This window comes from Pseudomonas sp., from assembly GCF_049300855.1.
In the GTDB taxonomy this organism is placed as follows: domain Bacteria; phylum Pseudomonadota; class Gammaproteobacteria; order Pseudomonadales; family Pseudomonadaceae; genus Aquipseudomonas.
The window spans coordinates 188417-205444 of sequence record NZ_JBAQKH010000027.1 but is presented as its reverse complement, the minus strand read 5'-3'; the positions used below and the strand labels follow the sequence as shown (position 1 = coordinate 205444).

The 17028-nt window shown below is 61.4% G+C and carries 12 protein-coding genes; 3 read left to right on the top strand and 9 right to left on the bottom strand.

The genetic code is table 11. The features are described from left to right. Window positions 1-90 precede the first annotated feature (90 nt). The 4 genes from WA225_RS13835 to WA225_RS13820 are packed head-to-tail and all read right to left on the bottom strand — an operon-like array spanning window position 91 to window position 4065. Window positions 91-1077, bottom strand: coding sequence for a lysylphosphatidylglycerol synthase domain-containing protein (locus WA225_RS13835; protein WP_422608356.1), 987 nt, complete (start codon window positions 1075-1077; stop codon window positions 91-93). Next, the gene (gene clsB, locus WA225_RS13830; RefSeq protein ID WP_422608355.1) at window positions 1074-2348 is read right to left on the bottom strand and encodes a cardiolipin synthase ClsB; all 1275 of its coding nucleotides are present in this window, start codon (window positions 2346-2348) and stop codon (window positions 1074-1076) included. Before clsB ends, WA225_RS13835 begins: the two co-directional genes overlap by 4 nt. Continuing rightward, window positions 2345-3142: an endonuclease/exonuclease/phosphatase family protein gene (locus tag WA225_RS13825; RefSeq protein WP_422608354.1), complete on the bottom strand. Its 798-nt coding sequence runs from the start codon at window positions 3140-3142 to the stop codon at window positions 2345-2347. The genes clsB and WA225_RS13825 overlap by 4 nt, the downstream gene beginning before the upstream one ends. Further along, window positions 3139-4065 carry a DUF72 domain-containing protein gene (locus WA225_RS13820; protein ID WP_422608353.1) on the bottom strand — a complete coding sequence of 309 codons (927 nt, stop codon included), beginning with the start codon at window positions 4063-4065 and terminating at the stop codon, window positions 3139-3141. Before WA225_RS13820 ends, WA225_RS13825 begins: the two co-directional genes overlap by 4 nt. Window positions 4066-4464: 399 nt before the next feature. Here WA225_RS13820 and WA225_RS13815 point away from each other — a divergent pair, with 399 nt between their 5' ends. Continuing rightward, entirely contained in the window at window positions 4465-6558 is a 2094-nt protein-coding gene (locus WA225_RS13815) for a mechanosensitive ion channel family protein (protein WP_422608352.1), read from the top strand. Window positions 6559-6680: 122 nt separating this feature from the next. Here the strand turns inward: WA225_RS13815 and WA225_RS13810 are convergent, their stop codons facing one another. Next, on the bottom strand, window positions 6681-10967 hold the full coding sequence (locus WA225_RS13810; RefSeq protein WP_422608351.1) for a DEAD/DEAH box helicase: 4287 nt from the start codon (window positions 10965-10967) through the stop codon (window positions 6681-6683). A 324-nt stretch (window positions 10968-11291) separates the two neighbouring features. On the opposite strand from WA225_RS13810, the gene WA225_RS13805 reads away from it, so the two are divergent. Then, on the top strand, window positions 11292-12176 hold the full coding sequence (locus tag WA225_RS13805; protein ID WP_422608350.1) for a sugar nucleotide-binding protein: 885 nt from the start codon (window positions 11292-11294) through the stop codon (window positions 12174-12176). Then, on the top strand, window positions 12169-13101 hold the full coding sequence (locus WA225_RS13800) for an NAD-dependent epimerase/dehydratase family protein (protein ID WP_422608349.1): 933 nt from the start codon (window positions 12169-12171) through the stop codon (window positions 13099-13101). Before WA225_RS13805 ends, WA225_RS13800 begins: the two co-directional genes overlap by 8 nt. Window positions 13102-13466: 365 nt before the next feature. Here WA225_RS13800 and WA225_RS13795 read toward each other — a convergent pair whose 3' ends face one another. From WA225_RS13795 to WA225_RS13780, 4 genes are all read right to left on the bottom strand, one after another. Further along, window positions 13467-14165: an OmpW/AlkL family protein gene (locus WA225_RS13795; RefSeq protein WP_007910962.1), complete on the bottom strand. Its 699-nt coding sequence runs from the start codon at window positions 14163-14165 to the stop codon at window positions 13467-13469. A gap of 248 nt (window positions 14166-14413) precedes the next feature. After that, complete coding sequence (locus tag WA225_RS13790) at window positions 14414-14932, bottom strand: DUF3299 domain-containing protein (RefSeq protein WP_129395710.1); 519 nt, start codon at window positions 14930-14932, stop codon at window positions 14414-14416. An 11-nt stretch (window positions 14933-14943) separates the two neighbouring features. After that, window positions 14944-16209: an ABC transporter permease gene (locus WA225_RS13785; protein ID WP_422608348.1), complete on the bottom strand. Its 1266-nt coding sequence runs from the start codon at window positions 16207-16209 to the stop codon at window positions 14944-14946. A gap of 1 nt (window position 16210) precedes the next feature. Further along, on the bottom strand, window positions 16211-16921 hold the full coding sequence (locus WA225_RS13780) for an ABC transporter ATP-binding protein (RefSeq protein ID WP_422608347.1): 711 nt from the start codon (window positions 16919-16921) through the stop codon (window positions 16211-16213). Window positions 16922-17028 lie beyond the last annotated feature (107 nt).

Sequence of the window (17028 nt, the reverse complement as noted above, 5' to 3'; positions counted from 1 at the left end):
TTCGCGAGCAAGCTCGCTCCCACCGGGGATCGCGTTTCCAATGTGGGAGCGAGCTTGCTCGCGAAGAGGCCATCAGCCTCAGCAACTATTTCAGGAAGGTTTCTTCTCGATCCGCAGCGCCTTGGCCTTGGCCTCCACCACCAGATACATCACCACCGTAATCAGCAACGGCAACAGAAAATAAATCGCCCGATACGCCAGCAGTCCCGCCACCAGACTGCCCCGCGAAGCCTCATGTTGCAGCAGCGCGACAAACACCGCTTCCAGCACACCGAGCCCCGCCGGGATGTGTGTAATGACCCCGGCAATCGCGCTGATCAGCAACACACCCAGCACCAATGGATAATCCAGTTTGCTCGGCAGCAAGGTGAAAATCACCGCCGCCATCAACGACCAGTTCAGTGCGCCCAGCAGCAGTTGCAGGACGGCCATGCGCAACGACGGCAGATTGATTTCCACCCCACGAATCGCCCATTCGCGGCGCTTGGAAAACTGGCACGCCGCAAGATATCCGGCGCTGGTCAACAGCAATAAAACCCCAATGCCTTGCAACGCATCACTGCTGACTTTCCACCCCGGCGGCATGCTGACCAGTCCGCTGCTGAACACCGCACCGGCAATGGTCATGTAGCCAAACCAGTTCGTCGCCAGGCTCAGGCCGAGAATCTTGGCGATGTTGCCTTTGCTCACACCGAGGCGCGAATATAATCGATAGCGCATGGCGATGCCGCCGACCCAGGCACTGAGATTGAGGTTAAAGGCGTAGCTGATGATCCCCACCGGCAGGATCTGTTTCCAGGTCAGGTCCTGGCGAATGTAAGTGCGGCCGATCAGGTCGAAGCTGGCGTAAACGAGAAAACTCAATAGCGTCAGGCCGGCGGCAATGATCAGCGTGCGCACCTTGAAGTCGGCGAGGGTTTGCAGCACCTCCGCCCATTCGATGCGTGTAGCGAACAGCGTCAGCAAGACAATCAGGGCGAGGAAAAACAGCAGGGTCAGCGGACGCTTCCAGCGACTCCATTTCGAGTGCGTCGCTGGCGCCGAATGACCACTCGGGTGCGCTTCGGAATGGCTCATGAACGGTCACCTCGAAACGGCTTGAGCCGCGGTTTGTGCGCCGGCAGCCAACCGGCCATGGCCGGAAAATGCCGCAGAAAGTGAAACACCAGAAACCCCACGGTCATGTGCCAGATGCGTCCACGCGGGGATTTGCTCGCGTCCATGGCTTTGCAGTGATTTTGGCTGAGGTCTTCGAGGCGCTCGAACAAATGCTGATTGAATGTCCGGTCGCGGATCAGCACGTTGGCTTCCAGATTCAGCGACAGGCTCAGCGGGTCGAGATTGCTCGAACCGACGGTGCTCCACTCTTCATCCACCAGCGCCACTTTGCCGTGCAACGGGCGCTGGCAGTATTCGTGAATCTGCACGCCGGCCTTGAGCAAATAATCGTAAGTCATGCGCGCCGCGAGTTTGGCCACCAGCATGTCTGGCTGGCCTTGCAGGATCAGGCGTACGTCAACACCGCGACGTGCAGCATTGCGGATCTCGCGCAGCAAGCGGTAACCGGGGAAGAAGTAGGCGTTGGCAATGACCACGCGGCGTTTGGCGCGGCGCAGCACCTGCAGGTAAACGTCTTCGATATCGGTGTGGTGCTGATCGTTGTCGCGGAACACCAACCGTACTTGTCCGTCGTGATCGTTGAAGGCCATTTCCGCGCGACGCTGGCGCCGGCGCTGCCACCAGAACCTTGCGCGTCCGGGACGACCGCTTTGCAGCAGGGCGAAATGATGAATGTCCGCCACCGCCGGGCCTTGCACTTGCACGGCATAATCCTGCTTGGCCTCGGGGCCGAAATCGGCCAGGTGATCGCCGGAAAAATTGATCCCGCCAATGAACGCGAGCAGCCCGTCGACCACCACGATCTTGCGGTGCAGACGGCGGAACCAATTGGTGCGAATGCCCAGACGTTTGGGGGCCGGATCGAAGATCTGCAAATGCACGCCGGCCTCACTCAGCGCGGTGAGATAAGCGGTGCTCAACTCGCCGCAACCGAAGCCGTCGAAGCTGACGGTGGTGCGCACACCGCGCTTTGCCGCATCAATAAGAATCTCCTGTAACTCGGCGCCGACCTTGTCTTCGAAAACGATAAAGGTCTCCAGCAGGATTTCACTCTTCGCCGCACGCATTGCTGCGAATACCCGAGGGAAATACTCCTCGCCATTTTCCAGCAACTCGACACGGTTGTTGCCCTGCCAGCGGTACTCGACGTCGACATTGCCCGGCTCGCGTATCGGCGGGTTGATGGCTACCGGTTCCACGGCGGACTTCTCCAGCGGCGCACTGCTCATAGTTCGATCTCTACCGATAAAGGAACGTGGTCGGAAAGGTGCGACCAAGGCCGGTTCGCCAGGACTTTCGGCTGGCTGGCCTTGAGGTTGCGCACGTAAATACGGTCGAGCCGCAGTGTTGGCAGGCGCGCGGGAAAACTGCGCGCCGGTTTGCCCTGATGCTCGGCAAATACTTCGCGCAGGCCACAGGGCTTGAGTTGGGCATCGGCGCGCTGGCGCCAGTCGTTGAAGTCGCCGGCGACGATTACTGGCGCGTCGTCGGGCAACTCCGCCAAGCGTTGCATGAGCAAATCCAGTTGGGCATTGCGATGACTTTCGCGCAGGCCCAGATGCACGCAGATCGCATGGATCTCGATGCCATCGCCGGGCAGGCGCAACACGCAATGCAGCAGGCCACGGTTCTCATGGCCGCTGATCGATACGTCGAGATTGTCGTGGCGGATGATCTGGAATTTCGACAGCAGCGCATTGCCGTGATCGCCCTCCGGGTACACCGCGTTGCGCCCGTAGGCGAACTGCGGCCAGAGGCTGTCGGCGAGGAATTCGTACTGCGGCATCGTCGGCCAGTTGGTGTAGCGCTTGGGGTGATGCTCGTGAGTGCCATGGACTTCCTGGAGGAACACCACGTCGGCGGCGACGCTGCGCACCGCCTCACGCAGTTCCGGCAGGATGAAGCGTCGGTTGAGGGCGGTGAAGCCTTTGTGGGTATTGACCGTCAGCACGGTGAAAGTGCGCACCGTTGGTGCGACCACCGAGCCTTCATCGGTGAAGCCGACCGGTTCTGGAATACTCATGACAACACTCCTTCATCGGCTAATTCACCGGGAGTGGTGGCGAGGTCTTTATCCAGCTCGAAGCGATGCAACAGATCACGGGCGTCATAGGGCGCGCGGACTTTGATGTCGTTGTCGAAATAGCAGAACACTTCGCGGGATTTGCGTGCGCGTGGCTTCAAGCGCGGGGCGATCAGATGGGCATCTTTCGGTTGCTCGCCGTGGTGCCAGGCGTCGATGCGCTCGGCCCAACGCTTGAGGGCTGGCGCGGTGTAGCCGCTGGCGTAAAGTGCTTCGGCACCGTGCAGGCGCAGGTAAACGAAGTCACTGGTGAGGTCTTCGCGGTACGGCCATTTGCCGGCGGTGTCGGCGATCACCAGCGCGGTGTTGTGGCGTTTCAACAGGCGCACAAAGTCGGGATCGATAAAGCTGTCGTGGCGAATCTCCACCGCGTGGCGCAGCGGTTTTTTGCGCCAGGCTTTCATGCTCGCGTGGCCGTGCAGGTGGGAATCGTGTCGATGGGCGAGGGTGGCAGCGGCTTCGGTGTCGTGGGGCAATAATGCGAGGAAGTGTTCGAAACGCTCAGGCTCGAATTTGAAATTCGGCGGGAACTGCCAAAGGATCGGCCCGAGCTTTTCCTTAAGTTCCAGCACCCCGGAGGCAAAGAAATTCGCCAACGGTTTTTCGATCTCGCGCAAGCGGCGGATGTGGGTGATGAAGCGTGGCGCCTTGACGCTGAAAACGAAGTCCTCAGGGGTTTCGGCGTACCACTGGGCATAGCGCTCGGGGCGTTGCAGGGCGTAGAACGATCCATTGATTTCGATGCTGTTGACCGCCCGCGAGGCAAACTGCAATTCGCGTTTTTGCGCCAGTCCCTCGGGGTAGAAGTCGCCGCGCCACGGCTCGTAGCGCCAGCCGGAAATACCGATGTGAATCGTCGCCATGCCACCCTCCCGTCGAAAGTCCTCGTGTTGCCGCTGTCTTTTGATGACTGCGGGCGGTTCGGGAAAGTTTCGATGGCGTTACCGACGGTCACGTCTTTAAGGCGAAGATCAAAAGCGCTCCCCCTCACCCCAACCCTCTCCCCCAAGGGGGCGAGGGGGAAGGGAGCCGATCTTCAGGGTTTTCAGGATTTGAGTTCGACTCACGAGGGGGAAGGGAGCTGGTCTTTATGGTTTTCAGGGTTTGAGTTCGACTCCGGACTTGCAGGTCGGTGTACTTCTAATATTCAACTCGGTCGGCTCCCTCTCCCTCGGGGAGAGGGCTGGGGTGAGGGCGCTCTTGAACTTGCCGTACAAATATCGATCAGTTCCTTACAGGTTCAGCCACGGGAGCTCGGAGTTTTGATCAAGTTCAGGATCGCCATTGTGCTGGGAGCACTGCTGTTTCTCGGCGCCAGTGAAATCGACGCCGCCGCACTGCCGGGCGTCCCGGCCGCCGCCGAAGAAGCGGCCAAACCCGAACCGCTGGTGCAGGGCGGGCTGCTCGGTGCGATCAGTTCGAGCATTGATGACGTACAAGACAAACTCGACCTTAACGAACATCTGGTCGACGCCTGGCGCCTGCGTGCCGACCGCGCCGCCGATGAAGTCGACAAACTGGTCAACCAGCCATCGAACCGCTCGGTCTGGAGCGTCGTCGGGGATTTCCTTTCGTTGTCCGGCACCTGGCTCGGCAGTTTCGCGTTGTTGACCGTGCTCGGCAGCCTGTTGGCCAAACGCCTGCGTGAAGGGCGCTGGCTGCGCACCCGTCAACGCAGCCAGGATCTGCTCGGTTACCTGCTGCCATACACCGTGCCGGCGCTGATCTGTCTACCGCTGACTCTGTACGTCAGCCACTTTTTGCAAGCGTCGGTAGGTCGTGCGCTGGCGCTGTGTCTGGCCTACGCCACCAGCAGCGGTATCTTTTCAACGTCGATGCTGTTGTGCGTGGTAGTGATGTTCAACGTCGGCCACAAACGTCCGGCGGCGCGGATTATCCGTGATTACTGCCCGAAACCATTGTTCCTGATCGGCTTCCTCGCGGCCCTCAGCGATGCACTGACCAGCCCGCAGATCGCCCGGCAGCTGGGTGGCAATATCACCAGCAGCATCGCCGTGTTCACCGGGCTGCTCGCCTCGGTGATTTTCGGCCTGCTGGTGATTCGCCTGCGTCGCCCGGTGGCGCATCTGATTCGCAATCGCCCGCTGAGCCAACGGCTGAAACAACCCTCGTTGCAGGAGTCACTGCGGATTTTTTCCGGGCTGTGGTATTGGCCGATCGTGTTGATGGTGCTGGTCTCGGCGGTGAATCTGATCGGCATCGGCGAGGACAATCAAAAAGCCCTGCGCTGTGCACTGTTCACCACGGTTTTGTTAATCGGTACGGTGTTCCTCAGCACGATCCTGCAGCACTTGTTCAAGTCGCGAAAGGCCGAAGCAATCCAGCGCAGCAGTGCCTACAAAGAACGTTTTCTCAGTCTGCTTCACGCATTGTTGCGCATCGTCATCGCCATCGCCTTCATCGATATTCTCGGGCGGATTTGGGGTGTGTCGCTGCTCGATTTCGCCCAGAGCAGTACGGTCGGACGAGCAATCAGCAACGCGCTGAGCAGCATCGGCCTGATCTTCCTGGTGACGTGGCTGCTGTGGGTGGTGCTCGACACGGCGATTCAGGAGGCGCTGAAACCACCGGTCAGCAAACGCGGCGCACGCCAGCCGAGCACGCGGGTGAAAACCATCCTGCCGCTGCTGCGCAACGCGATCAAAATCATCCTCGTGGTGATCTGCGCGATCACCACCATGGCCAACCTTGGGATCAACGTTGCGCCGTTGCTGGCCGGCGCGGGTGTGGTCGGGCTGGCCATCGGTTTCGGTTCGCAGCAACTGGTGCAGGACGTGATCACCGGGCTGTTCATCATCATCGAAGACACACTGTCGATTGGCGATTGGGTGGTGCTCGACTCGGGTCATGCCGGCACGGTCGAAGGGCTGACCATTCGCACGTTGCGGCTGCGTGACGGCAAGGGTTTTGTTCACTCGGTGCCGTTTGGGCAGATCAAGGCTGTGACTAACCAATCGCGGCAGTTTGCTTTCGCATTTTTCTCGGTGCAGTTCACCTACGACACGGACGTCGATAAAGCCATCGAACTGATCCGCGAGACCGGCGATTCGATCCGCGAAGACCCGTTCCTCAAATACAACCTGCAAGGGCCGCTGGATGTTTTTGGCGTCGACAGGATGGATTTGAACGGCGTGGTGCTGACGGCGCAGTTCCGTACGGTGTCGGGCGGGCAGTATGCAGTGAGCCGGGCGTTCAATCAGCGTTTGAAAAAGCTTGTGGATAACACCGCCACGGTGCATTTCGCGCAGACTTATCCACAGCAGGTGTTGTTGCCGAAGCGGCAGCAGGAGGGAGAGGTAGTGGCGAGCGAGGTGCCGCAGGAATCGCGGACTTAACGCAAGATTAGTGGTGCAGTGCCGGCCCCTTCGCGAGCAAGCTCGCTCCCACATTGGATTTGTGTACGCCGCAAAACCCTGTGGGAGCGAGCTTGCTCGCGAAGAGGCCGGTGAAGACAACCTCAATGCTGGATCAGCTTGTGTCGTATCTCAGCCATTTCCGGCTGATCCAGCTCCAGCCAAAACTGCGGCTTGCCGGCGATCTCCGCCGCTACTGGCAACCCATCGCGATACACCAACCGATTACTCACCAGCGCCGGCACTTTCACCCCCGGCAACAACGTCCCGGCCAGGTTCAACGGATCAACCCCGCACACCGCCACCAGACTGCCGTCATGCGGCCGCCGCCGTACTTCGCGCAACAACGGAATTGCCTCAGGCAAGGCAAACTGTTCCCCCGCCAGCCCACTGACAAACCGCCCGCCACGAATCTCGCCGCGTGCTTCCAGCCGATGAAACGTGCGCAGCAATTCCCGCCAACTCGGCAGCCAATCCGCCTCGCGTTCCAGCAGACGCCAGAACACCACGCCGTAACGCCGCAACAAGGTCATCGCCACGTGCTCCAGCGTCTCGCTGTTATCCACAGCCGCCCCGCGCCGCAATAACGCCCAACGCCCGGCATCGTCCATGCCACCGATAAACGCGCCGCGCCCACGCCGACTGCTGCGCTGCTGGCGCTTGCTCGGCGGGGTGATCAGTGCGCGCAGGCCGGCGAAGCTGTCGGCGTTCACCAGGCCGGCGCCGACCAGTTCCTGCAAGGCGATTTCCAGCTCGGTGCGCAGCAGGCGCGCTTCATGAATCAACTCATCGAAAAACAGCGCGCCGTGCTGACTCAGCGCTTCAAACACCTTCTGGGTTTTCGGCGACAGTTCGCTCACCGGCGTCTGCTCAGCCAGTGCACTCCACAGGCCGACCTGACTGCGTGGCAGCAACACAATCGGCGTGCTGCGCAACGCCGTGCCGCTGATTTTTTGCCGGGCACTGAGGCGCGTCCACACCAGTTTGCCGTTGCGGCACAAGTCATCCAGCCAGCTCGGCGAATAGTCTTTTAATCGCGCCGGGAGGATGTCGCTGTCCCACGCCGAAGCCGCCGCCGCGTAGCCTTCGAACTGGCCGACAATCGCCGGCAACACGGCGCTGCCTTGACCGCGAGTCGAGGGCGACAGATGCTGCCAGTCGAACAGAAACCGCATGAAATCCTGCAACGCCACCGGTTCGATTTCCCGGCGCAGGCGCTTGACCGTGTAGCGATGAATGCGCGCGAGCAGATGCCGTTCGCACCACTCCTCGACGTGGACCTTGGGCGTGAATTGGCCGCGCAGCACATACCCTTCGCGCTCCAGTTGCGCGAGGGCTTGCTGGACTTGAGTGGCCGGCAGCGCGAGCGGCTCGGCAATGGCGGCTAACGGCAAAGGGCCGAACGCCCCGAGGCGCGCGCGGATCACTTCGACCAGCGCCTCATCGAACGTCCAGGCTTGATCGAATCCCGGCAATGCCTCCAGCTCGGGTTGCAATCTGGCCTGTGGATAAAGCGCTTGCAGGCAGGTCAGGCGTTCGCGGGCAAGCCACACGCCATGCTCCGGGTTGATCTGCAAACGGCAGGCGCGACCACTGCCGGCCAGGGTCTGCAACCATTCACGCCAACCTTCGTTCGCTTGAGCTTCCGCCTCGCTGACGCACGCCAGACTCATCAGCGCCTCGTGCATTTCATCCACAGCATTGGGCGTCGGCCACGCTTCTTCACGTACGGCGGTAATCGCGTCCGTGTCCAGCGCACCGAGATCATCGGTCGACTGCGGATCGCTCCAGCGTCGATTGAGCACCGCTTGGGTGCGACGTTCTTCCAGCGGTGCATCGTCGAGAAAGGTGTACGGCCGCGCACTGAGAATTTCGGCCGCGAGCGGCGAAGGTGCCGGCAGGTCGCGGCTGATCAAACGCACTTCGCCACGCTCCATACGCCGCAGCAGATTGAGCCAGCCCTCGCTGTCCATCGCTTCGTGCAGGCAATCGTCCAGGGTTTGCTCGATCAATGGATGCTCGGGGATTTCCCGTTCGCCGGCGAGGTTTTCCAGGCAGGCAATCTGATCGGGAAACACGCTGGCGATCAGGTCCTCGCTTTTCATCCGCTGCAACTGCGGGGCGACTTTGCGCCCGCCGGTAAAGCGCGGCAGCGCCAACGCGACTCCGGCATTCCAGCGCCAGCGCACGCCGAACAGCGGCGCATCGAGTACTGCTTGAATCAGGAGATGCTCGGCACTGTTGCTGTGCAGATAACGCCAGATGTCATCGAGTTCAAAACTGTGGCTGGTGGACAGCGACAACACGATCGCGTCTTCGCTGGCGGCAGCCTGCAATTCGAAATTGAAGGTGCGGCAGAAACGCTTGCGCAGGGCCAAACCCCAGGCGCGGTTGATGCGACTGCCGAACGGCGAATGGATGATCAACTGCGTACCGCCGGACTCGTCGAAAAAGCGCTCCATCAGCAACGTGTCCTGCGAGGGCAGGGCGCCGAGGGCTTGCCGGGCGCGGGCCAGATACTCGACCAGTTGCTCGGCGCTGGCGCGGTTGAGGCCGAGGGTGTGCGTCAGCCAGTCGAGCGCCGGTTGCAGATCGCCGGGGCTGGCGCCGAGCAGTTCGTCGAGCTGCGCTTGCAGGCGTGCCACGGCAGCCGACAATTCATCGCTGCGCCCCGGCGCTTCACCGAGCCAGAACGGGATGGTCGGTGGCTGGCCGTGGGCATCCTCGACGCGCACTTTGCCGGTTTCCACGCGCAGAATCCGATAGGACGTGTTGCCGAGCTGGAACACGTCGCCGGCGATGCTTTCCACGGCGAAGTCTTCGTTGACGCTGCCGATGTTCAGGCCTTGCGGCTCGAGCATCACGCTGTAATCGGCGTTGTCCGGAATGGTGCCGCCGCTGGTCACGGCGGTCAGTTGCGAACCACGGCGGCCACGCAAGGTGCGGCTCACGGCGTCGCGATGCAGGTAGGCGCTGCGGATGCCCTGGCGACCGTTGTAGCCTTCGGCGAGCATGCTCAGCAGGGCTTGATAGTGTCTTTCGTCAAGATCGCGATAGGGCGAGGCTTGGCGGAACATCGCCAGCAAGGCGTCCTCCGGCCATTCCTGGCAACTGACTTCGGCGATGATTTGCTGCGCGAGTACGTCCAGCGGCGCTTCGGGGATGTGCAGGGTGTCGAGTTCGCCACGGCGCACGCAGTCGAGCAGGGCGGCGCATTCGATCAGGTCGTCGCGGGTGGTCGCGAACAACCGACCTTTTGGCGTGCCACCGACCTGGTGTCCGGAGCGGCCGACCCTTTGCAGAAAACCGGCGATGGAGCGCGGCGAGGCGATCTGACAGACCAGATCGACTTCACCGATGTCGATGCCCAATTCCAGTGAGGCAGTGGCGATCAGCACTTGCAGTTCGCCGCGCTTGAGGCGTTGTTCGGCGTCGAGGCGAAACTCCTTGGCCAGGCTGCCGTGGTGCGCGGCTACTGCGTGCTTGCCGAGGCGCTCGCTGAGGTGCCGGCTCAGGCGTTCGGCCAGGCGCCGGGTGTTGACGAAAATCAGCGTGGTGCGGTGCTCGCGGGCAAGTTCCGCGAGGCGGTCGTAGACCAGCTCCCAGACATCATTGGCCATGACTGCCGACAACGGCACTGGCGGCACTTCGATGCCCAGGTCTCGCGGGCGGGCGTGACCGATGTCGATGATCTCGCAAGGACGGTCATGGCCGACGAGAAATTGCGCCACGGCTTCGACAGGTTTTTGCGTGGCGGACAGGCCGATGCGCGTCAGCGGTTCGGCGCACAGCGCTTGCAGGCGCTCAAGGCTCAGGGCCAGATGGCTGCCGCGCTTACCGGCGGCCATCGCGTGGATTTCGTCGATGATCACTGTGCGCGTGGTGCCGAGCATTTTTCGCCCGGATTCGGAGCCGAGCAGCACGTAGAGCGATTCTGGCGTGGTCACCAGAATGTGCGGCGCGGTTTTGCGCATGGCGGCGCGTTCTTTCTGCGGGGTGTCGCCGGTGCGCACGGCGGTGGTGATGTGTATTTCCGGCAGGTTCATTTGCCGCAACTGTGCGGTGATCCCGGCCAGGGGATTTTGCAGGTTTATGCGAATGTCGTTGGACAGCGCTTTCAGCGGCGAGACATACACGACGAGTGTTTCGTCGGGCAAACCGTCGGGGTTTTCCAGGCCACGGTGGACGAGGTCGTCGAGCACGGCGAGGAAGGCAGTGAGGGTCTTGCCGGAGCCAGTGGGCGCGGCGATCAGGGTCGAGCGGCGCTGGCGGATCAACGGCCATGCGCGGGCCTGGGCGGCGGTGACCGTCGGGAAAGTCTTGCTGAACCAGGCACTGACGGCGGGGTGAAAGCCTGCCAGGGCCGCGTCCGTGGGGATGGGCAGATTCATGGCTTAAGTTATGCGGGCGCAGGGGGGAAGATGCAAGTACCGCTGGGGATCTCGGCTGTCTGATAGGGCCTCATCGCTGGCAAGCCAGCTCCCACAAGGATTGCGGTGGTTCACAGAATTTGTGGTCAGCACTGAATCCCGTGGGAGCTGGCTTGCCAGCGATGGGGCCAGTGGCCATGACACAAATCCCGGGGATGTACACTTTACGGATGACGGTTGCGCACTAAACCCGCAAAATGCAACGATTCCGGCAATTATCGACGACGGTTCCACAAGATCCGTCGCTACAGCCATCGTTCCAATCAGACTGGGCCTGCTGACTCTATGCGAATGCGCCTTATGTTACTGGGCGGCGGAAATGCCCTTGGGCAGGCGCTGATTCGCCTCGGTGCAGAGGAAGACATCGGTTTCCTCGCCCCCCGCCCGCCCGAAGACGGCTGGGATGCCGCGAGCCTGACTCAATTGCTCGACGACACCCGTCCCGATGCGTTGATCAACCTCGCCTACTATTTCGACTGGTTTCAGGCCGAAACCGTCAGCGAAAGCCGTATGGCCGGGCAGGAACGTGCCATCGAACGGCTGGCCGAACTGTGCCAGCACCACAACATCGTTCTTGTGCAACCGTCGAGTTATCGAGTATTCGACGGCTCGCGCGCCACCGCCTACAGCGAAAAAGACGAGCCCGTACCGCTGGGCTTGCGCGGGCAGGCGTTGTGGCGGATCGAGCAAAGTGTGCGCGCCACGTGCCCGCAACACGTTTTGCTACGATTTGGCTGGTTGCTCGATGACAGCCCGGATGGCACTCTCGGTCGCTTCCTGGCGCGTGCCGAGCAGCCAGAAGAATTACTGCTGGCGGATGATCGCCGCGGTAATCCGACGCCGGTCGATGACGCCGCACGGGTGATCATTTCGGTGCTCAAGCAACTCGATTGCGCGGCGCCGCTGTGGGGCACTTATCACTACGCCGGCCACGAAGCGACGACACCGCTGGCGCTGGGGCAAGCGATTCTGACCGAAGCACGCAGCCTGCATGCGCTGGCTATCGAAGCACCGACCGCCCAGGCCCACGCCGCGCACCCGGACGCTGCCGAAGAGCCACAACACGCGGTACTGGCCTGTAAAAAAATTCTGCACACTTTCGGGATCAAACCCCGCGCCTGGCGCGCGGCACTCCCGGGCTTACTGGATAGGTTCTACCGTCATGGCTGAAGGGACTGTTTTAATCACCGGTGGCGCCGGCTTCATTGGCTCGCACCTGACTGACGCCTTGCTCGCCAAGGGGCATTCGGTGCGAGTGCTCGATGACTTGTCGACCGGCAAGCGCAGCAATCTGCCACTGGATAATCCCAAGGTTGAACTGATTGTCGGTGACGTCGCTGACGCCGCTCTGGTTGCCCGGGCGATGCAAGGCTGCAGCGCCGTCGCCCACCTGGCCGCCGTGGCGTCGGTGCAGGCGTCGGTGGATGATCCGGTGAAAACCCATCAGAGCAACTTCATCGGCACGCTGAACGTCTGCGAGGCCATGCGTCTGGCTGGCGTCAAACGTGTGCTGTACGCCTCCAGTGCGGCGGTGTACGGCAACAATGGCGAGGGCGCCTCGATTGATGAAGACACGCCCAAGGCGCCGTTGACGCCGTACGCCTCGGACAAACTGGCGGGCGAGCATTATTTCGATTTCTATCGCCGCCAGCATGCGCTGGAACCGGTGATTTTCCGCTTCTTCAATATCTTCGGCCCGCGTCAGGATCCGTCCTCGCCGTACTCCGGGGTCATCAGCATCTTCAGCGAACGTGCGCAGAAAGGCCTGCCGATTACCGTATTCGGCGATGGCGAGCAGACGCGTGATTTTCTCTATGTCGAGGACCTGGTCGATCTGCTAGTGCAGGCGATCGAAAAGCCTGAGGTGGAAGTCGGTGCGGTGAACGTCGGCTGGAATCAGGCGATGAGCCTCAAGCAGATGCTTGAAGCCCTGCAAGCGGTGGTCGGTGAACTGCCGCCGATCAGCTATGGCCCGGCGCGTTCAGGTGATATACGGCATTCGCGGGCGAACAACGCGCGCTTGCTGGAGCGCTTCAAGCTGCCAGAGCAGACGCCGATGAGCGTGGGGTTGGCGCGGTTGTTGGGGCGTGCCTGAAAAGAGCCCCTCACCCTAACCCTCTCCCGGGGGGAGAGGGGACTGACCGAGGTGTTTGTGCGAGATGCGTCGACCTGAAATATCGAGTCGAACTCGAATTTGAAAAGCACACAAATCGGCTCCCTTTCCCCCTCTCCCTGAGGGAGAGGGCTGGGGTGAGGGGGAAATCCAGTTCACGCCAAAAAATTCCAGGCAGACATGAAAAAGGCGCCCTTTGACAGGCGCCTTTTTCACGGCCGGAATATGTCGCTATCCCTGTGGCGAGGGGATTTATCCCCGATCGACTGCGCAGCAGTCGCCTTCAGTTTCAAGTCTGCTCACCACCAAGCCTCATCCACCACCACGTGAATGTTCGGTCAATCGACTTAGAACTTATAGCCCAAACCGACCATGTAGATGAACGGATCCACATCCACGTTCACCCGTGCGCGAGTGCCCGGCGCCACCGCGTTGTTCTCGACGGTGGCGCGGGTGTCGATGTCGATGTAACGCACTTGAGCGTTGAGCATGATGTTGTCGGTCAGCATGTAGTCGGCACCGACCTGCCAGGCCAGACCCCAGGAGTTTTTTGCTTTGAAGTTGCTGAAACCGTTGGCGCTGGCTTCGCTGCCGACGTGCTCGTCATAGATCCAGGTGTAGTTGATGCCACCGCCGACGTACGGCTGGAACGGCGACTTCGAATCCAGCGGGTAGTACACAACGCTGAGGGTTGGCGGCAGGTGTTTCAAGGTGCCGAGCTTGCCGTTCGCCGCTGGCAGGGCAGTGCCCTTGAGCTTGACGTCATGCTCGAATGGCGTGGCCGCGAGCAGTTCGAGGCCGACGTGATCGGTGAGCATGTAGGCGAAGTTGAGACCCAGTTGAGTGTCGCTGCTCATGGTCGCCTTGCCGCCCAGATTGGTGCCGCTCAACGGACCCTGATCGACCTTGACGCTGGAACTGTCGGCCTTCGGGTTGACGGTGATCGCACCGGCGCGGATGAGGATGTCACCGGCTTCGTGGGCGTGGGCGAGCGGGGCTGCGAGCGCGAGGGCAAACAGCGAAGCGCTGAGCAAGGACTTGTTCATGGGGGCTCCAAAGGACGTTAAAAATTTCTGATGTCCTATGGTACGAAGCCAACTGATACGGTCTTTTGACTCAGCTCAATGAAACAGTGAAGGAGCAGATTTCTGTGGGAACTTCGAGGGCCTCATCGCTGGCAAGCCAGCTCCCACAGGTTTTGTTGGTGATCACAAAATTTGTGAACGACTCAATCACTGTGGGAGCTGGCTTGCCAGCGATAGGGCCCTTACAGACAGCACAAAATTACCGGGGATTACTCCGGCAGCTCATACACATAAATCTTGTCGGCATCCATCTGATACCCGGCATCCGCCAGTTCACTGCTTGACGCCTTGACCTGCAACGGCCCCTCCACCCAGTACGGCTGATACAGCTCGTCGAGCTTCACGCCCAACTCGCTTTTCACATGCACGATCTGGTTCGACGGCGGTGGCGGCACATGGATGCAGGCGCCGAAATACGGCACCAGCAAAAAGTCGGTGGTGCGTCCTTCTTCATTGACTTCCAGCGGCACGATATAGCCCGGCAAGCGAATGTTCTGCCCGTCGAGTGCCTGCACCACCGGCGCGTTCGGCAGGTCCTGCTTGGCCGCTGGCGCGGACTCCGCCGATAGCGCATCACTCATCTTCGACATGTCATGCAGCGGGGTCATGTTCGGCACTTCCGGCGCGGCGTCCGGCGGAATCATTTCCGACCACGTCAGGTCTTTCGGCGCCGCTGCCCACACAGGCAGGGCGACCAGCAACAGCAGCGCAAGCAAGGCGCGGGGCATGGTGAACATCCTCATAGACGGATCGACAGGCCATCGGCCAAAGATTGGCGATACGCGCGCCAGGCCGGCACGCTGCCCATCAGCAGCGCGGCCGCCAGAATGCCACCGAGCAGCGTCCATTCATACTCGCTCGGCCACGCCAGCGGCAGGTACAGCCCGTAATTGGCCTGCACGTAACCCTGCGCGGCGGCGATGCCGATGTACAAAAGCGCTACCCCGGCAATCACCCCGGTCAGCGCCAGGGCGAACGCCTCAAGCACCAACAAGCTTGCGATGTGCCACGGCCGTGCCCCGACCGAACGCAGAATTGCCATCTCGCGGCGCCGTTCGTTGAGGCTGGTGAGAATCGCCGTGAGCATGCCGATCAACCCGGTCAACACCACGAACAACGAGACCACGAACAGCGCTTTTTCGGCGGTGCTCATCAGGCTCCACAACTCTTGCAAGGCCACGCCCGGCAGGATCGCCAACATCGGCTCGCCACGGAATTCGTTGATCTCGCGTTGCAGCGCAAACGTGGAAATCTTGCTGTTGAGGCCGAGCATGAACGCGGTGATCGCCTGCGGCGTCAGGTCCATGTTGCGCGCCTGATCTGCGCTGATCCGCCCGTTGCCGCGCGCCGGCACGCCGTTGTGCCAGTCGATGTGAATCGCCTCCATGCCGCCGAGGCTGATGTGCAACGTGCGATCGACCGGGGTGCCGGTGCGCTTGAGAATACCGACCACGGTGAACGGTTTGTCGTCGTGCTTGACCAGACTGATCGCCGCCACGCCATGGGCCAGCACCAGTTGGTCGCCGAGCTTGTAATGCAGCGCATCGGCCACTTCGGCGCCGAGCACCACTTCAAACGGATCGGTGGCAAACGCGCGACCGTCGGCCAACTCCAGATGCTGCTTGCGACCGTACTGGTAGTGCTCGAAATACGCTTCAGTGGTGCCCATCACGCGATAGCCGCGATGGGAGTCGCCGAGGGACATCGGGATCGCCCACTTCACTTTCGGGTTGTTGGCGAAGTGTTCGAAGCTGTCCCAGCGAATGTTGTTGGTGGCGTTGCCGATGCGAAATACCGAGTACAGCAGCAGGTTCACTGAGCCGGAGCGCGCGCCGACGATCAGGTCGGTGCCGCTGATGGTGCTGGCGAAACTGGCTTTGGCTTCAGTGCGCACTCGTTCAACGGCGAGCAGCAGGCACACCGACAGGGCGATGGCGAATGCGGTGAGCAAAGCGGTAAAGCGGCGATTGGCCAGGCTGGCCATGGCCAGACGAAACATATACATCTCAGACCTCGGCAGACGTGGCGGCGCGATTGAGCTCGGCCAAGGACAGGTGACGGTCGAACAGCGGCGCCAGACTCTGGTCGTGGCTGACGAACAGCAGACTCGAGCCGGCCTCGCGGCATTCAGCGAACAGCAGGCGAATGAAGTTTTCCCGGGCGTCATAGTCGAGGGCCGAAGTCGGTTCGTCGGCGATCACCAACTCGGGCTGACCGATCAAGGCACGGGCGGCAGCGACGCGCTGTTGTTGGCCGATCGACAGCGAATCGGCGCGACGGCTGAGGATGCTTTCATCCTTCAAACCCAAGTGGGCGAGGAGGGTGGCGGCGGCTTGGTCAACGCTGCCGTGACGCTGTTTCGCCCGTTGCGCGCGCAGCTTGGAAAAGTGACACGGCAGCTCAACGTTTTCGCGTACCGAAAGAAACGGCAGCAGGTTGAACTGCTGGAAAATGTAGCCGGTGTGATCGACGCGAAAGGTATCGCGGGCGCCGGCTGAGAGTTCGGTGAGTTCCTGGCCGAGCAGACGAATGCTGCCGCGGTCGGGTTTCTGCACACCGCCGAGCAAACCGAGCAGGGTGGTCTTGCCGCTGCCGCTGGGGCCCTTGAGGAACAGCGTTTCGCCAGCTTCCAGGCGGAACGCCGGGATGTCCAGCAGCGGCGGGTGACCGGGCCAGCTGAAGCCCAGGTCGGACAGTTCGATGAGTGCTTGGGTCATGGCACCAGTTTCATGAAGTGAACACATAACCCCTGTGGGAGCGAGCTTGCTCGCGAAAGCGGCAGATCAGTCAATTCAAAGGCGCCTGACGAATCGCATTCGCGAGC